Origin of the sequence: Paenibacillus sp. NPDC058071 (assembly GCF_042885235.1) — a bacterium.
Classification (GTDB): domain Bacteria; phylum Bacillota; class Bacilli; order Paenibacillales; family Paenibacillaceae; genus Pristimantibacillus.
The window spans coordinates 46,259-62,617 of sequence record NZ_JBHVSK010000009.1 but is presented as its reverse complement, the minus strand read 5'-3'; the positions used below and the strand labels follow the sequence as shown (position 1 = coordinate 62,617).

At 52.5% G+C, this 16,359-nt stretch carries 12 protein-coding genes and 1 pseudogene; 10 read left to right on the top strand and 3 right to left on the bottom strand.

Annotated features, from left to right (window positions below; genetic code table 11):
* The first annotated feature begins 77 nt into the window (after nt 1–77).
* Both ACFVTB_RS16070 and ACFVTB_RS16065 read left to right on the top strand, forming a co-directional pair.
* Entirely contained in the window at nt 78–2,315 is a 2,238-nt protein-coding gene (locus ACFVTB_RS16070) for an MMPL family transporter (protein WP_387750943.1), read from the top strand.
* A 1,264-nt stretch (nt 2,316–3,579) separates the two neighbouring features.
* Nucleotides 3,580–4,155, top strand: coding sequence for a hypothetical protein (locus ACFVTB_RS16065; protein ID WP_387750941.1), 576 nt, complete (start codon nt 3,580–3,582; stop codon nt 4,153–4,155).
* A gap of 77 nt (nt 4,156–4,232) precedes the next feature.
* On the opposite strand, the pseudogene ACFVTB_RS16060 reads toward ACFVTB_RS16065, so the two are convergent.
* Both ACFVTB_RS16060 and ACFVTB_RS16055 read right to left on the bottom strand, forming a co-directional pair.
* Nucleotides 4,233–4,423, bottom strand: a pseudogene (locus ACFVTB_RS16060) (hypothetical protein); the annotation flags it as partial.
* A 151-nt stretch (nt 4,424–4,574) separates the two neighbouring features.
* A complete protein-coding gene (locus tag ACFVTB_RS16055) occupies nt 4,575–5,984 on the bottom strand; it encodes a hypothetical protein (RefSeq protein ID WP_387750938.1) in 1,410 nt (469 codons plus the stop codon).
* A gap of 268 nt (nt 5,985–6,252) precedes the next feature.
* Here ACFVTB_RS16055 and ACFVTB_RS16050 point away from each other — a divergent pair, with 268 nt between their 5' ends.
* Nucleotides 6,253–6,522: a hypothetical protein gene (locus ACFVTB_RS16050; protein ID WP_387750935.1), complete on the top strand. Its 270-nt coding sequence runs from the start codon at nt 6,253–6,255 to the stop codon at nt 6,520–6,522.
* 122 nt (nt 6,523–6,644) lie between these two features.
* Here ACFVTB_RS16050 and ACFVTB_RS16045 read toward each other — a convergent pair whose 3' ends face one another.
* On the bottom strand, nt 6,645–7,268 hold the full coding sequence (locus tag ACFVTB_RS16045) for a DedA family protein (RefSeq protein WP_387750932.1): 624 nt from the start codon (nt 7,266–7,268) through the stop codon (nt 6,645–6,647).
* A gap of 193 nt (nt 7,269–7,461) precedes the next feature.
* Here ACFVTB_RS16045 and ACFVTB_RS16040 point away from each other — a divergent pair, with 193 nt between their 5' ends.
* The 7 genes from ACFVTB_RS16040 to ACFVTB_RS16010 all read left to right on the top strand — a co-directional run bounded on the left by ACFVTB_RS16040 (nt 7,462) and on the right by ACFVTB_RS16010 (nt 16,345).
* Complete coding sequence (locus ACFVTB_RS16040; RefSeq protein WP_387750930.1) at nt 7,462–7,710, top strand: hypothetical protein; 249 nt, start codon at nt 7,462–7,464, stop codon at nt 7,708–7,710.
* Between the two features lie 138 nt (nt 7,711–7,848).
* Entirely contained in the window at nt 7,849–9,258 is a 1,410-nt protein-coding gene (locus tag ACFVTB_RS16035; protein WP_387750927.1) for an MDR family MFS transporter, read from the top strand.
* Between the two features lie 185 nt (nt 9,259–9,443).
* The gene (locus tag ACFVTB_RS16030) at nt 9,444–11,408 is read left to right on the top strand and encodes a copper amine oxidase N-terminal domain-containing protein (protein WP_387750924.1); all 1,965 of its coding nucleotides are present in this window, start codon (nt 9,444–9,446) and stop codon (nt 11,406–11,408) included.
* A gap of 278 nt (nt 11,409–11,686) precedes the next feature.
* On the top strand, nt 11,687–13,279 hold the full coding sequence (locus ACFVTB_RS16025; protein WP_387750921.1) for a PucR family transcriptional regulator: 1,593 nt from the start codon (nt 11,687–11,689) through the stop codon (nt 13,277–13,279).
* A gap of 39 nt (nt 13,280–13,318) precedes the next feature.
* Complete coding sequence (locus tag ACFVTB_RS16020) at nt 13,319–14,644, top strand: 5'-deoxyadenosine deaminase (RefSeq protein ID WP_387750919.1); 1,326 nt, start codon at nt 13,319–13,321, stop codon at nt 14,642–14,644.
* A gap of 41 nt (nt 14,645–14,685) precedes the next feature.
* A complete protein-coding gene (locus ACFVTB_RS16015; protein WP_387750916.1) occupies nt 14,686–15,789 on the top strand; it encodes an XdhC family protein in 1,104 nt (367 codons plus the stop codon).
* Entirely contained in the window at nt 15,755–16,345 is a 591-nt protein-coding gene (locus ACFVTB_RS16010; protein WP_387750914.1) for an NTP transferase domain-containing protein, read from the top strand. The genes ACFVTB_RS16015 and ACFVTB_RS16010 overlap by 35 nt, the downstream gene beginning before the upstream one ends.
* The last annotated feature ends 14 nt before the right edge of the window (nt 16,346–16,359 follow it).

The following is a 16,359-nucleotide window of genomic DNA, read 5'->3' as shown; positions in this document are numbered from 1 at the left end:
TGGTATATATAATTAATTAATAAGATACTTTATTATAACGAAAATAGATTGAGATGGAAATGGAGATGGCTGTTGTTATGTTGGAACGATTGAGTCTTGCTGTCGCCGGAAAGCGGGGACGTTGGATTACGGTTGCCGTATGGGTGCTGCTCGCTGTGCTGTTGACCGTCCTTTTGCCGCCTGTCGGGGACAAGGAAAACAATAACGCGCCGAATTTGAGCGACGATAAGCCTTCCGTTATTGCGGACAGAATCGTGAAGCAATATTTTCCGAACGAGTCCGGGATACCCGCTCTCGTCGTCTGGCATCGAGACAACGGTTTGACAGAAGGCGATTTGGAGCTGATCCGGCAGTTGACGAGCCAGTTGACTGAGCATCCAGCGAACGCGCAAGGTATGCTCGCTCCGCTTCACTTGATGCCGCCGGAGGCGCTCAAGTCGTTCGTCTCGGAAGACGGGACAACGCTCGTTCAGCCGATTCCGTTCGAGGAATGGGCCGATGCGGACGTGTTGAAGGAAAGCTTTGCCGATATTCAAGCGGCAGCTGCAGCCGTAAACGGCGATAGCGATCCGTTCACCGTACCGGTTGGCAGCGAGGATGCGTTAAGCGCAAGATTTAGCGGACCGGCGGGCATTTCGGTAGACGCAACCGGCTTATTCAAAGGGGCGGACGTTCAACTGATGATCGCAACGGTGCTGCTTGTTCTCGTGCTGCTGCTTGCGATTTACCGGTCGCCAATTCTTGCGATCATCCCGCTGATCGGAGTCGGCTTCGCTTACGCGGTCACCAGTCCGATTCTCGGCTGGTTAGCAGGGAATGGTGCTATCACGGTTGACGGACAGGCGATTTCGATTATGACGGTGTTGCTATTTGGGGCGGGTACTGACTACTGCTTGTTTCTAATTTCGCACTTCAGGCATGAGTTGAAGTGGGAGAAGGATAAAATGCGGGCGCTTGTGCGAGCATTCAAAGATGCTTCTGGGGCGATCGCAATGAGCGGATTCACCGTCGTATTGGCGCTGCTGGCGCTGTTGGCCGCGCAATATGGCGCATTTCACCGGTTCGCCATTCCGTTCAGCCTATCGATTCTGATAATGGGAGTAGCAAGCTTGACGCTCGTACCTGCGCTGCTGGCTATTCTCGGAAGAGGCTCGTTCTACCCGTTCATCCCGCGTACGAAAGAAATGGCGGAGGAACGGGCGGCTCGCAAAGGGAGAACGGCGCCTAAGGCGAAGGCGGAGAACCGCTTCGGATCAGCCATCGGCAAAGCGGTCATTAAGAGGCCGTGGACAGTTGTTATCGTAAGCGTCGCGGTCTTGGCGATCTTAGCCGGTTTCTCCACGCAAACCAAGTACACGTATGATCTGCTGTCCTCGTTCCCGAAAGATATGCCGTCGAGGGAAGGCTTTGCCGTTATGTCCGAATCGTTCCCGCCGGGCGAGCTTGCGCCAATCACGGTAGTAGTTCGTACGGACGGCAAAGACGCCGATTTGGGTGAGGCATTGAAGCAGTTGGAGCAAGTAGCAAGCGTATCCGATCCGGTGCAAAGCTCCGTTGATCCCGGCTTGCAGTCGGTACAAGCGATATTGAACATAAATCCATATTCACAAGAAGCTATGGCACTCATTCCTGCGATTCAGGAAAAGGCAGAGTCGGCTGTTGCCGCATCCGGTTTGTCCGATTCGGCGGATCGCGTTTGGATTAGCGGCCAAACCGCAACGCAGCATGATGCTAAGTTGACGACCGACCGGGATATGAAGATTGTTATTCCGATTGTCATCGTGCTGATTATGGTGCTGCTGCTGGCCTACTTGCGTTCCGTGACGGCGATGCTTTATTTGACCGCGACAGTCGTGCTGTCCTTTTTCTCGGCGCTCGGACTAGGCTGGTTAATTTTGCACTATGTAATGGGCGCAGAAGCGATTCAAGGAGCGATACCGCTTTACTCGTTTGTCTTCTTAGTCGCGCTGGGCGAGGACTACAACATCTTCATGATCTCCAGCATTTGGCGGAAGCGCAAAGAGATGCCGCTGAAGCAAGCTATACAAGAGGGAGTCGCCGAAACGGGCGGCGTCATCACATCGGCAGGCCTTATTCTAGCCGCCACGTTCGCGGTGCTGGCAACGCTGCCGATTCAGGTGCTTGTGCAATTCGGCCTTATTACGGCGCTTGGCGTATTGATGGACACGTTCATCGTTCGGCCGTTCCTCGTACCGGCCATCACGGCGCTGTTCGGCAAGAAAGCGTTCTGGCCGGCCAAAGCGCAGCTTATACCGGAGCCGCAGTCGGTTAAACAAAAAGACCAGCATTCGTGAGGAAAAGGCGTTCTTCGTTATCGCACAGCGATAGCGAGGAACGTCTTTTTTGCTTCTCACGAGCCGAAAGCAGCTGCTTTTGAGCGTTGTTGCTGCTACTGGCGCGACGCGTTGTAACTTGTATCTGGTATGTCACAGCGCTCCATCGTACTGTAAGCCTGAAAACCGTCTTACAGTGCTCAATAGCGCCAAAAAAGGAGTCTGTAAGCCGGAAAACCGTCTTACAGCGAGCGGTAGCGTCAAAAAAGGAGTCCGTAAGCCTGAAAACCGTCTTACAGCGCTCGATAGTGCCAAAAAAGGAGTCCGTAAGCCGGAAAACCGTCTTACAGCGAACGATAGCGCCAAAAAAGGAGTCCGTAAGCCGGAAAACCGTCTTACAGGTCAAGCTTTAAGGCTCCAAAGCGCCTTAAAGAAGCGGAAAACGCTAAAGAGCAGAGCTGTAAGGCTCCAGAGCGCCTTACAGCAGCGAAAAACGCGAAAGAGCAGAGCTGTAAGGCTCCAAAGCGCCTTACAGAAGCAGAAAACGCGAAAGAGCAGAGCTGTAAGGCTCCAAAGCACCTTACAGAAGCAGAAACCGCTAAAGAGCTGAGCCGTAAGGCTCCAAAGCGCCTTACAGCAGCAAAAAACGCGAAAGAACTGGGCTTGTAAGGCTCCAAAGCGCCTTACAGTAGCGAAAAACGCGAAAGAACTGGGCTCGTAAGGCTCCAAAGCGCCTTACAGAATCGGAAAACGCGAAAGAACTGAGCCGTAAGACTCCAAAGCGCCTTACAACAGCAGAAAACGCTAAAGAGCCGAGCTGTAAGGCTCCAAAGCGCCTTACAGAAGCGGAAAACGCCAAAGAACTGAGCCGTAAGGCTCCAAAGCGCCTTACAGCAGCGAAAAACGCGAAAGAACTGGGCTTGTAAGGCTCCAAAGCGCCTTACAGTAGCGAAAAACGCGAAAGAGCAGAGCTGTAAGGCTCCAAGGCGCCTTACAGTAGCGGAAAACGCGAAAGAACTGGGCTCGTAAGGCTCCAAAGCGCCTTACAGAAGCGAAAAACGCGAACGAGTTGAGCTGTAAGGCTCCCGAGCAGGTGTAAGATTTAAACGGTATCTATCTGTGATCCTTGGAAAACCGACTCACAGCGCCGCCTTTACAACATACGATTGCCTCCCAAGCGGCAGCATAAAGCCGCCCTTGCGGCGAACAAAGCAACAAACTAGAGCTTTCATCCGTCTAAAACGATGGATGATAACCCGACAGATCGCCAAGGGGGAAAATAGAGATGAAAATAGTAAAAATGGCGCTGACCGTTTCACTCCTAACCGGGCTGCTTCTGCTCGCCGGTGCTATCGCGCCGAAAGCGGTACAAGCTTGTTCCTGCGTGGAGCCTGTGCTCACTGAGCAGATGAAATCGCAGGACGCCGTATTCGTCGGAGAAGCGGTGTCCTCGAAAACGAAAGGATTCACTGCGTTTAGCTCGACCCTCGATAAAGTCGAATACGAGTTCCGCGTTGCGGAAGTGTGGAAGGGGCAGGTTACTTCGCAATTGAAAGTGTACTCCACGGCGGGAAGCGACAGCTGCGGCATGGAGTTCAAGCAGGGAGAATCCTACCTGGTGTTCGCCAAGTCGATTGGCGGCAAGCTTGAAACGGGGTTGTGCGGGGGGACGAAGCTGTTGTCGGGCGCGGGCGCTGAGCTGTCCCAGCTAGGGCAAGGCTCTAAACCGCCCGCACTCGATTTTCTGACTTCAAAGACCTCTTCGGCCGGGGCGTGGATGGTGACGCTGCTTGCCGTCGTCCTATTAGCCGTGCTGATAGGGTACGCTTACTATCGCAGACGCACCTCTCACCGTCTATGAATCGATAGGTTAAATGAGAAACATAACCACATCGGTCGCCGCCGGAAGACCAATCAGCACCGCCTTAAGCCGGTGGATTAATTAAGAAACATAGCGACGACAGTCGTGACCCCCAGACCGATCAGCACCAGCCTCAGATTTCGCCGTGCGAGCTCGAACGAACTGACCCCGCAAATGGCGGCAGCGGGAATCAGCGCCCAAGCCACGAGCGTTCCGCCGCCGACCAAATAGCCGCAACCTGGCCGAGGGCGGTCAATGATGCAATACCTGGCCGAGGCGGTCAATGTTGCAATACCTAGCCGAGAGCGGTCAATGTTGCAATGCCTGGCCGAGAACCGTCGATGTGGCATGCCTGAAAAGCCAATGGCAGGCACGCCTACTATCGTAGACGTACCTCGCACCGTCTTTAAGCCGATGGATTAAATGAGAAACATGGCGACGACGGTTGTCACTGCCAGACCGATCAGCACCGGCTTCAGGTTGCGCCGAGCGAGCTCGAACGGGCTGACTCCGCAAATGGCGGCAGCGGGAATCAGCGCCCACGGCACAAGCGTGCCGCCGCCGACCCAAATAGCCGCAACCTGGCCGAGGGCCGTCAATGTTGCAATGCCTGAACCAATGGCATGAGCGAACAGTTGGGCGATGGACCCTGCCAATGAAATGCCGGAAAAGCCTGAGCCGTCGAGTCCGGTAACGGCGCCGACCGCAGTCAAAGTAATGGAGCCTACCGCCCCGTTGACAGGCACGCTATTGGCGAGGGCTACACCAAGATCGTTGACGATACCGTGCGAGCCTTGCGGCAGCGTTTCGCCGAACATGGCGGTGAAGCCGGAATCGCCAAGATAGAAAAACGCCGCGATCGGGATAACCGGCCCGAACACTTTGAAGCCGAACAGAAAGCCGTCAATCAAATAACCGGTCGTTCGTTCCAGCCCTTTATTTTTATGTGCCAACATTGTAATAAGCACCAATATAAATATCGCAGTACCGCCGATTAAAGCTGTTGCGTCGCCGCCCTGCAGATGAAAGATGAACATCGCGGCGACGTCGGCAGCGAATAAAATCGGAATAAGGATGGCCAAGAACACTTTGGAGCTGTAGCTCAGAGCGTTTCGATCTGCCTGCTCCGTTTCGCCTACAGCCGCTTCTTCCTGTTTCAATTCAACGAGCCCGTCGCGCCAAGTACCGCGCTTCATATCCCGCCGCATAAGCCAAAAGGCGACGGTCGTCGTCACAATTCCCATTACAATAACGAGCGGCACGCTTGCTTGCATGACGCTTGAGACCGGAATGCCCGCGGCATCCGCCGTCAGCTTGGGCGCTCCTTGAATAATGTAGTCGCCCGATAAGGCGATGCCGTGCCCGAACAAATTCATCGCCATCGCGGCACCGAGGGCGGGCAGTCCGACCCGGATCGCGACGGGCAGCAAAACGGCCCCGATCAAAGCGACAGCAGGCGATGGCCAGAAAAACCAAGATGTGACGAGCATAATCAGTCCAATGCCCCAAAATGCCATCGCCGGCGTGCGAAGCATTAACGTAAAGGGCGAGATCATGACTTCGTTTATGCCCGTCCGGATGAGGACGCGGCTCATTGCGACAATGATCGATATAATCAGTATCGTTCCGAGCAATTCTTTTATGGCATAAATAAAGCTGTTGAAAACGCCGCTGATCGAACCTGTAAGCGTTTCCGTAGCAAGCAAGCCGATGCCAAATATGCCGACGATACAGATGAGCGACGTGTCCCGGCGCATCAGCATGAAACCAATAATGGCGATGACGAAGGTTAAATAAACCCAGTGAAGCGCCGTTAATTGAATTTCCATAAGCCACCCTCCCGAAGTTCGCACCCGGCTTGAAGCCGGGGATGTACTGCACTGTATGCGGAGATTCGGGTAGGCGTTCATACCGGCTTGTTAAACGATCGGAAAGTGCAGCTGCAGCTATAATCCGCACTCGCAGCAGCGTTTAAATCATCTCTTCTTGTTGACGCCAGCGCATTCGGTATACAATGAATGAGAAGGCAATCGATGGGAGCGACAAGCATGGACGGCTCTCGATGACGCCGGTACGGACGAAAGGGAGAATAGAAGAATGAAATTGAACATACTGGAAGCGAAAATGACGTATACGAAGGAAAGCGGTTATATCGGTCAAGTGCACTTCGAGGTTGAAGGGCACCCGAATGCATATGAAATGACGCTGCACAGCCGTAAAGCAACGGAGTGGGGCTACGGCTTGTTTTTCTTGCATGAGTCGGGCAGCGAGGAACAGCTGCTGGAGGTTGAAGACCGTCTTGAGGAAGACGACGAGTTGTTCGACCAGCTAGTACAAGCGGCGCAGGAGAAGCTGGTACGAAACTGACCAAGCGAATAAAAGGGCCGATTCCCTCTAAACTATGAAAAGCGACAAGTCAGAAGGGCACTTTTTCAAAGTGTCAATCTTAGGGTCACTGTTCATAGACAAGGGAGTCGGCCTTCTTTTTGTTACATTTTCCGTTTCAATTTATCCGATTTGCCAATTCGCGGCTTCAGCAGCCATCTCCAGCACGCATATCCGCCGACGACTGCCACCGCATAGACGACAATCATACCGTAATCGTAGATTAGATCGCTGATCGATTCGACATTAATGCCGAAAAAAGCGCCTAGCGCAAAGTAAATGAGCGTCCATATGAACGCGGAAGGATAGGCATACACGGCGAATCGAGTATATTTAAAACGATTTGTTCCGGCGACAAAAGGCATCACATGGCGCAAGAAAGGCAGCAGCAGTCCAATGCCGAGCGAGAGGCCGCCGTATTTATCGCTGAGCTGCTGCGCTTTCTCCAAATATTTGCTCATATTCTTTTTGCGCATAAACCATTCAAACAGCCTGCTTCCTGCAAATCGGCCGATGGAGTAGTTGAAGCTCATGGCCGAGCAAATGCCGAGAAACGTCATCAGATAGGCGGGTATTGGCTCGAGCATCCCAGATGAGGCAAGCGCTCCTCCGGTCATCACAACCGCCTCGTTCGGGATCGGCAAACCGATTAGTCCAAGACAAAGCACAAGAAACAAGGCGATATAACCGAGCTGCTCGATAATGTCGAGCAAATATTGATATCCCATTCGGCATTCATCCCAACCTGTTTATTAAATACGAAGTCCTACTTTTTTTCATCCCGGCGAATTTCGAAAACGAAACGGCTAAGCTTACACGTAATTTTTGGCTTCTTAACCATTTTGTAACCAATACTTTCATCCTATTGACTATGCTATTTTTGTCGAATGTTTAAATGGGGTCGAAAGGCGGCTTTTATAGATGGATACAAAAATAAATCCGGTTCACCGGCTGCGGAGCTTCGAGCCGGTTTGCTATACGATATGCCTTCATTTGCTATTGGAGGAACAAAAAGCGCTGCTGGCCGCCGAGCGTCTCCTAATTGCTCTTTATCAGGACGAACGCTTTCGGCAGCTCGAAGAAAAAGAAATCGATCGATATATATTACGAAAAGCATGGCCGATATGTTGCGAAATGACCGAACCAGAATGTTATATGAAAACCTCCTGAGTTGCGTGCATGAAAAAGGATTGCTATTTACTCGGTATTATCCGATTATAGTATCATTGCAGTCCGAAATCCATAGGACGGGAACGGTCGAACGGCTCCGCTCCTAAATCAAGCGTGAACTGCCAGGAAGGGATCATCATGTCTACTTTATCTAACAGGCGAAATGTAACGATCGCCTTATTTGTCGCGACGTTTCTGGCCGCTATCGAAGGAACGATCGTCAGTACCGCTATGCCGAGCATTACGAAGGAACTGCACGGCATCGAGCAATACAGCTGGATTATTTCCGTTTATTTGCTTGCCACGGTCATCACGACACCGATTTACGGCAAGCTTTCTGATTTATATGGGCGTAAGCGAATCTTTATTATCGGCGCCCTCATCTTTTTGGCCGGATCGATGCTGTCGGGGCTGGCGCAGTCCATGACGCAGCTGATCGCATTCCGCGCGCTGCAAGGACTGGGGGCGGGGGCGCTGTCCACCATTCCTTACATCGTAATTGGAGACCTATATCCGTATGAACAGCGAGCCAAAGTGCAGGGCTGGATGTCCAGCATTTGGGGGATTGCCGGTATATCCGGCCCTCTGCTCGGAGGGCTGCTTGTCGATTATGTATCTTGGCGCTCTATTTTTTATATGAACTTGCCATTTGGCGTAGCGGCAATTTATTTATTGGTTGTTTCCTTTAAAGAATCGTACGAGAAGAAGCGGCAGCAGATTGACTACGCCGGCATCGCCACATTCGCTTTAGGGATGTTCAGCTTTCTTTACGCGCTGACGTTGCTGCGGGGGGAAGAAGGAGGCATGACTGCCTCGACGCCGGTTATCGCTCTGTTATTTACGGCTGCCGTCGTTCTATTGACCGTTTTCTTTCTTATTGAACGCCGTGTGAAGGAACCGATTATCCCGCTCAAGCTGTTTAAAATTCGGGCGATTAGCGCAGCCAATGCGGTCAGCTTTATTATATGCGTCATTAATGTCGTCACCATTTTTTATTTGCCGCTATGGCTGCAGGGTGTAAACGGCAAAAGCGCGACGTATTCGGGGCTAGCGATGATTCCGTTATCCGTCGCTTGGCCGCTCGGTTCCATTCTGGCAGGCAACTGGATTTCCAAGGTCGGAATGCGGCGCATCTCTTTTATCGGGGCAGGCTTCCTTATCGCCGGCAGTCTCGGCTTTATGCTGATGGACGCTTCGACGCCGATCGCAGTGTTTATGCTGTGCACGTTTCTAACTGGCTTGTCCTACGGCTTATCGCTTACGAGCTTTACGGTAGCGGTGTCCTCGGCTGTAGATTGGGATCTGCGCGGAGCGGCCGTATCCGGCAATAACTTCATCCGTACGCTTGGTCAGACAGTAGGCATATCGTTTTTCGGTCTGCTGCTCCATACGGGAGCGACCGATTCGATCGATGCGATTCAGCTGGAATCGAGCTTGCATCGCATTTTTGTATTGTTGACCGGCCTGTCCGTCGTATTTCTTCTAATGAACTTCGCTTTGCCGAAAACCGACCGCGTTCATGGGGCGGCGAACAATACGACAACATAGAAAGACGAAAGCCGTACTCTTCGGTGAATTTCGCGGCTACGACGCCTTTTGCCGTGAAACTTTTCGGGCGGCAAAAGACAATGTCGATTTTTTCCTCAGAATGAGCAACTTTTTCCTTTTTGCTGCGTTCATATGTTGTCGGTTTATTGAGCTCAGTGAGCAATTACATAAAAAAGGAGATTCTCATGTTTAGAAAATTCAGCTTAGTTGCACTCGTCGCTATTTTTCTCTGCTCCGTGGCCGTTCCGATCTATGCGGAAGGAACGCAATCCGGAAAAGAGCAGCTCGTTCTCATTCAGAAAACGAACCAAATGTATCATAATGGCAAGCTTTACAAAGCAAGCCAGCCTCTTACCGAGCAAAAAGGAACGACATACGTCGCTGCCCGCTCGGTGGCGGAAAGATTGTACTCCAAGCTCGATTACGACACCAAAAGAAAAGAGTATATCCTCTCCTACGGAAAGATGGAGATTCGCTACAAAGAAGGCAGCACGTCTTACACCGTTGATGGAAAGGCCGAAAAGCTGACGGGACAACCATTCGTGCAAAACGGCACGCTTATGATCCCGCTGCGTTCGCTCATCAAGCCGTATGGATTGACGATTTCGAACGACAACGCGGCTAAAAAGACGACGATCGAATGGACGGTAAAGCCGATCGCGGCATTTACGACGTCACCGTCGACGATTTACGCCGGTCAAACGGAAATTTCTTATGTCGACCAATCGTACCATCCGAAGGGCATCGCAATTGTCGATGAAAGCTGGGAAGGACAAGCTTACTCGTACAGCGAGCCGGGAACGTATTCCGTTACTCGCCGCGTGCTCGACGCGAACGGCGTATGGAGCGATCCTTACACCCTTCAAATCGAAGTGAAAAAGCCGAATCTGCCTCCAACAGCTTTCTTCGAGACGGACAAATCCTCCTATAAAATGGGCGAGCCAATCCAGTATACCGATTTGAGCACCGACGATGAGGATAAGATTACGAAACGTGAATGGACGAATAATCTAAAAGGATTTTTCGAGCCTGGCGTGCAGGTCGTAACGTTGAAAGTAACGGACAACCATGGAGCGGTTGGCGAGTATACGCGTACGATCAATATCGAGAATGAAACGCTTTACGAGAAAAAGGATTTCGACATGCTGTTCACAGAGGTTGGCGATCGATTCGAGATTGACGGCGCCAGCGTACTGAAGCTGCCAACGATTTCTTACGATCTGACAGTGAACGGTCAGCAGACGCTCATCCGCAGCAACAGCCCTGAGCTGATTAACGAAGAAGGCATTTACTATTCGGATACGGCAAACGGCAACGTCCGTTTCCTGACGCATAAGCAAAATAACCGTCCGAACCCAGTTCGCGTCTACATTGTAGCGACGAACGAGAACAAGACGGAAGCAACGGTAACCGAGGAGCGCGTTGGTGTAGGCGGCCCTGCGCCGTTCGTATCGCAGACGGGTAAGGCTGCTGTAGGCAGCTACTTGCTGTCGCGCACAGGATCGCCGCTTAATAAAGTGACGACAATTCCGGCAGGCGAAAGTCGTGTCGTGCTTTCCCAACTGAGCAACTCGAAGCTGAACAACGGCAGAGTTATTACGATGTACTCGGATGTCAGCACGTCGGCGCCAATCAAGTTCAGCATCGTCGTCGTGGATGCGGACAAAGACGTGATCGCCGAGCTGCCGAAGCTGAAGCAGCTTCCTCGCGATGGCAAGCACGTCCGCGGAACGTTCGAGATGGCCAATCGCTTGATCAACGTGACGGAGCCGATTGGTACAGAAGCTTCGCGCATGATCCTTGCGGACAAGGTCGTTGATTCGAGACTGCAAGGCATTGATGTCACGACTGGCGATACGATGTCCAATGACGGCAACAACGGCGCTTACTATGTGCTGAAGTTGTTCAACGTGCAGCCGAACACGCTAATCGTGCTCAATCCGCGCGGCGGGCATTACGGCGGCGCGTTCCTAGTAAACAACAAAGTGGTCTATACGACGACGACTACGATTTTAAGAAATGCGAACGATGTAGGCGTCCTGTACCGGACCGGCGATTCCGTCGAAACGGTAACGATCGGCTTTACGCCGGCATCGGGCAGCAACCTGCCGTTTAATATGCTCTTCCTGCCGCTTCCTGAGAAAAAATAAAGAAGAGGCCGTCTTTCAGAAACCGCGAGAGTAAAATGCTCTCGCGGTTTTTCTTTACTTTTATAGCGTCATATTCATGTTATATATACAATGGTTTGATAGAATATGAGTTACATATATTTACACAGACTATTGATAATGCCGGAACCGTCGATTAATATGTAATATAATATAACATAAAATTAAATAAAGAGAAGTTAAAGGTGCATGGGGGCATTGATCTTCCTCGCGGCAACCGGTTATTGGCAGTTTTTTTCAAATCGAGCGGAGGTGCTGTTATGCATATTACCGTCGAACAGGCATTGGCTGTTTATCCCTTGTCGGAAGGGAAGCTTGTCGCAGGGGAGGCTGGCAGAAGTAGAATCGTCCGGTCGGTCAATGTAATGGATGCTCCCGATATTACGGATTGGATTAAGGAAGGGGAAATGCTGTTCACTACCGCTTATCTGATTAAAGACCATCCTCAGGATGCGGCCGAATTGCTGTGCAAGCTTAATCAGCGGGGTTCATCGGCGCTTGGTATCAAGCTCGGGAGGTTCTGGGACGCGATTCCCGATAGCCTGATCGCCAGGGCAAACGAGCTTGGTTTTCCGCTCATTGAACTGCCCTATCAATTTACGTTTTCCGATCAGATGAACGGCTTGTTTCGCGAGGAAATGAAGCGGAATACCGGTCTGCTTCGAGAAGTGATGAACAAGCAGGCACGATTGATGCGCTTTGCGCTGAAGACGGAGAACAGAGGCCAATTGTTTGACGCCGTCGCCGACATTATTGGTTATCCGATGGCCGTCGTCGGATCGCGGGGGCAGATGGTGTACAACAGCTCACAGATCGGCGACGGCGAATTGCTGGCGAGCTGGCCGTGGCCCCAGCAGCAGAAGTGGATGAAGAGCCCGCTATGGCAAGCGTTCCGGATCCCTCTGATGAAGCGGGATCGGTGCACCGGCTTTTTGCTGTTGTTTAATCCGCAGCTATTCTTATCAGCGGCAGAAGAAAACTTATTTTTGCAAGCGGGGGAGCTTCTTTCCCATCAAATGAATTTGAATTACGAGGACTATTTTGAATTATCGGTGCAAAAGGATTTTGGCGTACTCATTAAGCGGTATTTACGCAACGGACTGCCCATCGAGACGGTACTGGAATATGCCGATCGTTGGGAAATTGACGTATTCCGTGACAGCTTTACTTGTGTGCTGACCGACTTGCTGCAAGTCGAGATGGATGCCGGATTACGCGCTGATCGATTGGATCGTCTCAAGGCCGAGTATCTCGGTCACGCCCGCCTGCAACGGCTGCGGGGTATGCATATTGTGATGGATGAGGGTCTGCTGTCTGTGTTTCCAGAGCTGCCGGGAGGCGACGCTGAAATGGTAGAAGCGGAGCTTGGTTCTTGTTTATTGTCGCTAGAAAAAGTGGATTGGGGTCCGCTGCGGGCGGCGGTGAGCAGCCGCAAGAAAAAACCGGAGCAGCTCTATGAAGCGTTTGACGAGTGCCGGCGAACACAGCGGTTGTCGGCGGAATGGAAGGCGAGTCAGCCGGTAGCCAAATTCGAGACGATGGACCTTGCTCTTCTGTTCGAGCAGGTGTCCAGAGAACGAATGGAGGCGTTCTGCGAGCGTTGGTTGGGCGCTCTCGTCAATAAAGGGCCGGAATATTCGGCTGAGATGCTGCGGACGCTGGAAGCCTATCTTGAGTACGATGGTCAGTTGAACGAAACGGCTAAAAAGCTGTTTATCCACCGCAACACGGCTACGTACCGAATTGAGAAGCTGAGTGAGCTGCTGGATGTCGATTTGAAAAAAATGAACCATTTGCTCCGGCTTAAAATCGCATTTATGTTTCGCAGGCTCCTGAACAAAGGCCAAACCTGAACCACTAGCGCAAGCAACTGACGATAAGGAGCGATTGCGATGACGAAAACGCTTATCCGAAACGCCGTCATTATGACGATGAACGCAAAAGGCGAGATTATTCAAGGCGACGTGCTTGTCGAGAATAACCGAATTGCCAGTGTGGGAGGTAGTGTGCCGTCTGTGCAGGCGGACACGGTGATCGATGCGAACGGTAAAGTGCTGCTGCCCGGATTCGTGCAGACGCATATTCATTTGTGCCAAACGTTATTTCGGGGGCGAGCCGACGATCTAGAGCTGATCGATTGGCTGCGGCAGCGCATTTGGCCGCTGGAAGCGGCGCATAATGCCGATTCGGTCTATTATTCGGCCATGCTCGGCATCGGCGAACTGCTTCGCAGTGGAACGACAACGATTCTCGATATGGAAACCGTGCACCATACGGAATCGGCTTTTCAAGCCATTCAGGAAAGCGGCATTCGCGCGATTTCAGGGAAGGTGATGATGGATCACGGGACAGAAGTGCCGGCGCCGCTGCAGGAGAAAACGGCAAAATCGCTGGAGGACAGCGTTCAACTGCTGGAAAAGTGGAACGGCGCCGCGGATGGTAGAATTCAATATGCGTTTTGCCCGCGCTTCGTCGTATCCTGTACCGAAGAGCTGTTGACCGGAGTGAGGGATTTATCGGAGCAGTACAATGTGCGTGTGCATACGCATGCGTCTGAAAATCAAGATGAAATCGCAATTGTCGAGAGCGAGAGAGGGTTGCGCAACGTGATTTATCTGGACCGCATTGGTTTGGCGCGGCCTAATCTTATTTTGGCGCATAGCATTTGGCTGGACGAAGAAGAGAGGCGGATCATTCGGGAAAGAGGAGTCAAGGTTACGCACTGCCCTGGCTCGAACTTGAAGCTCGCGTCAGGTGTGGCGCAAGTACCGGAGCTGCTGAGAGACGGCGTTCCGGTTGGCATCGGTGCCGACGGCGCACCCTGCAACAACAACCTGGATATGTTTCAAGAGATGCGGCTGACTGCATTTATGCAAAAAGTGAAGCATGGACCGACGGTCATGGATGCTCGAACCGTACTGCGAATGGCGACGATGGGCGGGGCTGAAGTGCTTGGGATGGAGAAAGAAATCGGCAGTGTCGAGGTTGGTAAGTTGGCTGATTTGCAATTGCTTGATTTGGAGGATTTTCACGTTTATCCGTCATTTGACGCCGATTGGTATTCACGGGTCGTCTACGCGGCAACCCGCGGCGATGTTGATACCGTTATGGTAGACGGGCGAATCGTCATGCGGGGGCGAATGATGACAACGATAGACAAATCCTATGTGCTGAGAGAGGCCGATCGTACGCTGCGAAATTTACTTTCGAGACTCTGAGAGACGCTGGGCTTGTTTTGTCTGTGACGGGAGGGGATGGCATGAACCATGTTCTTGAAGCGGCCGCAATTGTCCAGCAGCCAGCTATGCTTGCAACGATTGTGCGGGTTCGGGGTCATTCCTACCGCAAAGCCGGCGCCTCGATGCTGTTCTTGGCGAATGGAAGGACGATTGGGTCTTTGAGTCCCGGCTGTTTGGAGGATGATCTGGCGGAACGTCTAGAGTCGGTTATGCAGAGCGGCCGATTTGAAATAGTCGGCTATAACCTGAATGCGGAAGAAGATCCGATTTGGGGCGAAGCAGTAGGCTGCGGCGGTTCGCTCGAAATATTGCTGGAGCCGGTCGACAACATGTTGCGCACATGGTTATCTGATGCGTTGGGTCGGCTGTCAGCGGGTGTGGAGCGGCTCTATCTGATTAGAGAAATTCGTGAGCTGGAGATTCGCAGGCGAATAGAGGAGGGAGCGTCCCTTTATGGCAAGGCGGCGTTCCGGGCGGGTGCGAGTTTGGAGGCAAGTGGCGAAGCAGATTGTAGAGAGGCTGTGACCGACGGTGGGGTTCGTTTGCTGGAGGTCGCGCTTGATAGAAGCTGCCGAGTTGTTCTATTTGGAGCCGGTCGTGATGCGGAGCCGATATGCTCTCTGCTGCTGCGAAGCGGGTTCGAGGTCGTCGTAGCCGATTGGCGGCCGGCGTTATGTGCGATGGAACGGTTTCCGGGAGCTACGGGGGTCGCGGTCGGTTCGCCGGATGAAGTGGCGGATGCGCTGCGAATTGGAGAAAAAGACTATGTGCTTGTAAGCAGCCATCGGACGGACGCCGATCGGGCGATGATTGACGAAGCGCTGCGTCGCCGCGCAGTGTATATCGGCGTGCTGGGGTCCAAAAAAAGGATCGGGCTGCTGTTCGGCGAAGTGCCGCTGCCGCCATCGGTGCATGCTCCGGTGGGGCTGCGAATCGGCGCTGACGGTCCGGATGAAATTGCGGTCAGTATCGCCGCTGAAATGATAAAAACGAGGGCGTTACGGCGTCAAAGGCTGTCTAGGGAAATAGGAGAGGGGCGAATAGATGAAGATGAACGGCGTTTACCTGGCGGCGGGAAGCAGTCGCAGGATGGGGAGGGCGAAGCTCGCGATAGAACTGGCTGACGGCTTGCCGCTCGGTCAATTGGCTCTTCGTTCACTGTCGGAAAGCGGGCTTCTTGAAGAAATATTCGTTGTGGCTCGACCGGATGATCCGCTGGGTTGGCTGTCCAATACGGTCAAGGAGTCAAGCATCCCTCTCCGTGTCGTTAACTGCAGCGATGCTTCAGAGGGCATGTCCCGTTCACTGCAATGCGGCATAAACGCCGCACTATCCAGCTCGGCTGAAGCGGAGGCGACGCTTGTCGCCCTCGCCGATCAGCCTTTTGTAACGGCTGCGATGGTGCGGCGTTTGCTATTCGCTCTACAATCGGACAACGGTTTGCATTATGCGGCCAGCGCCAACGGAGAAGCGGCGATGCCGCCAGCGGTTTTTCGGCGTGTGATGCTGCCTGCCTTCGAGCGATTACAGGGAGATGCTGGTGCGCGAGCGCTTTTTGCTGATCGGGGCTGGCGTGGAGTTGCGCTGCGAGGCAGTGAAGAAGATGATCAAAGGCTGCTTGATGTAGATGATGAATCGGTGTTGGCTGCGGCCAGAATATGGTATCGTCATCTATTCTGATGTCATGTGTATGT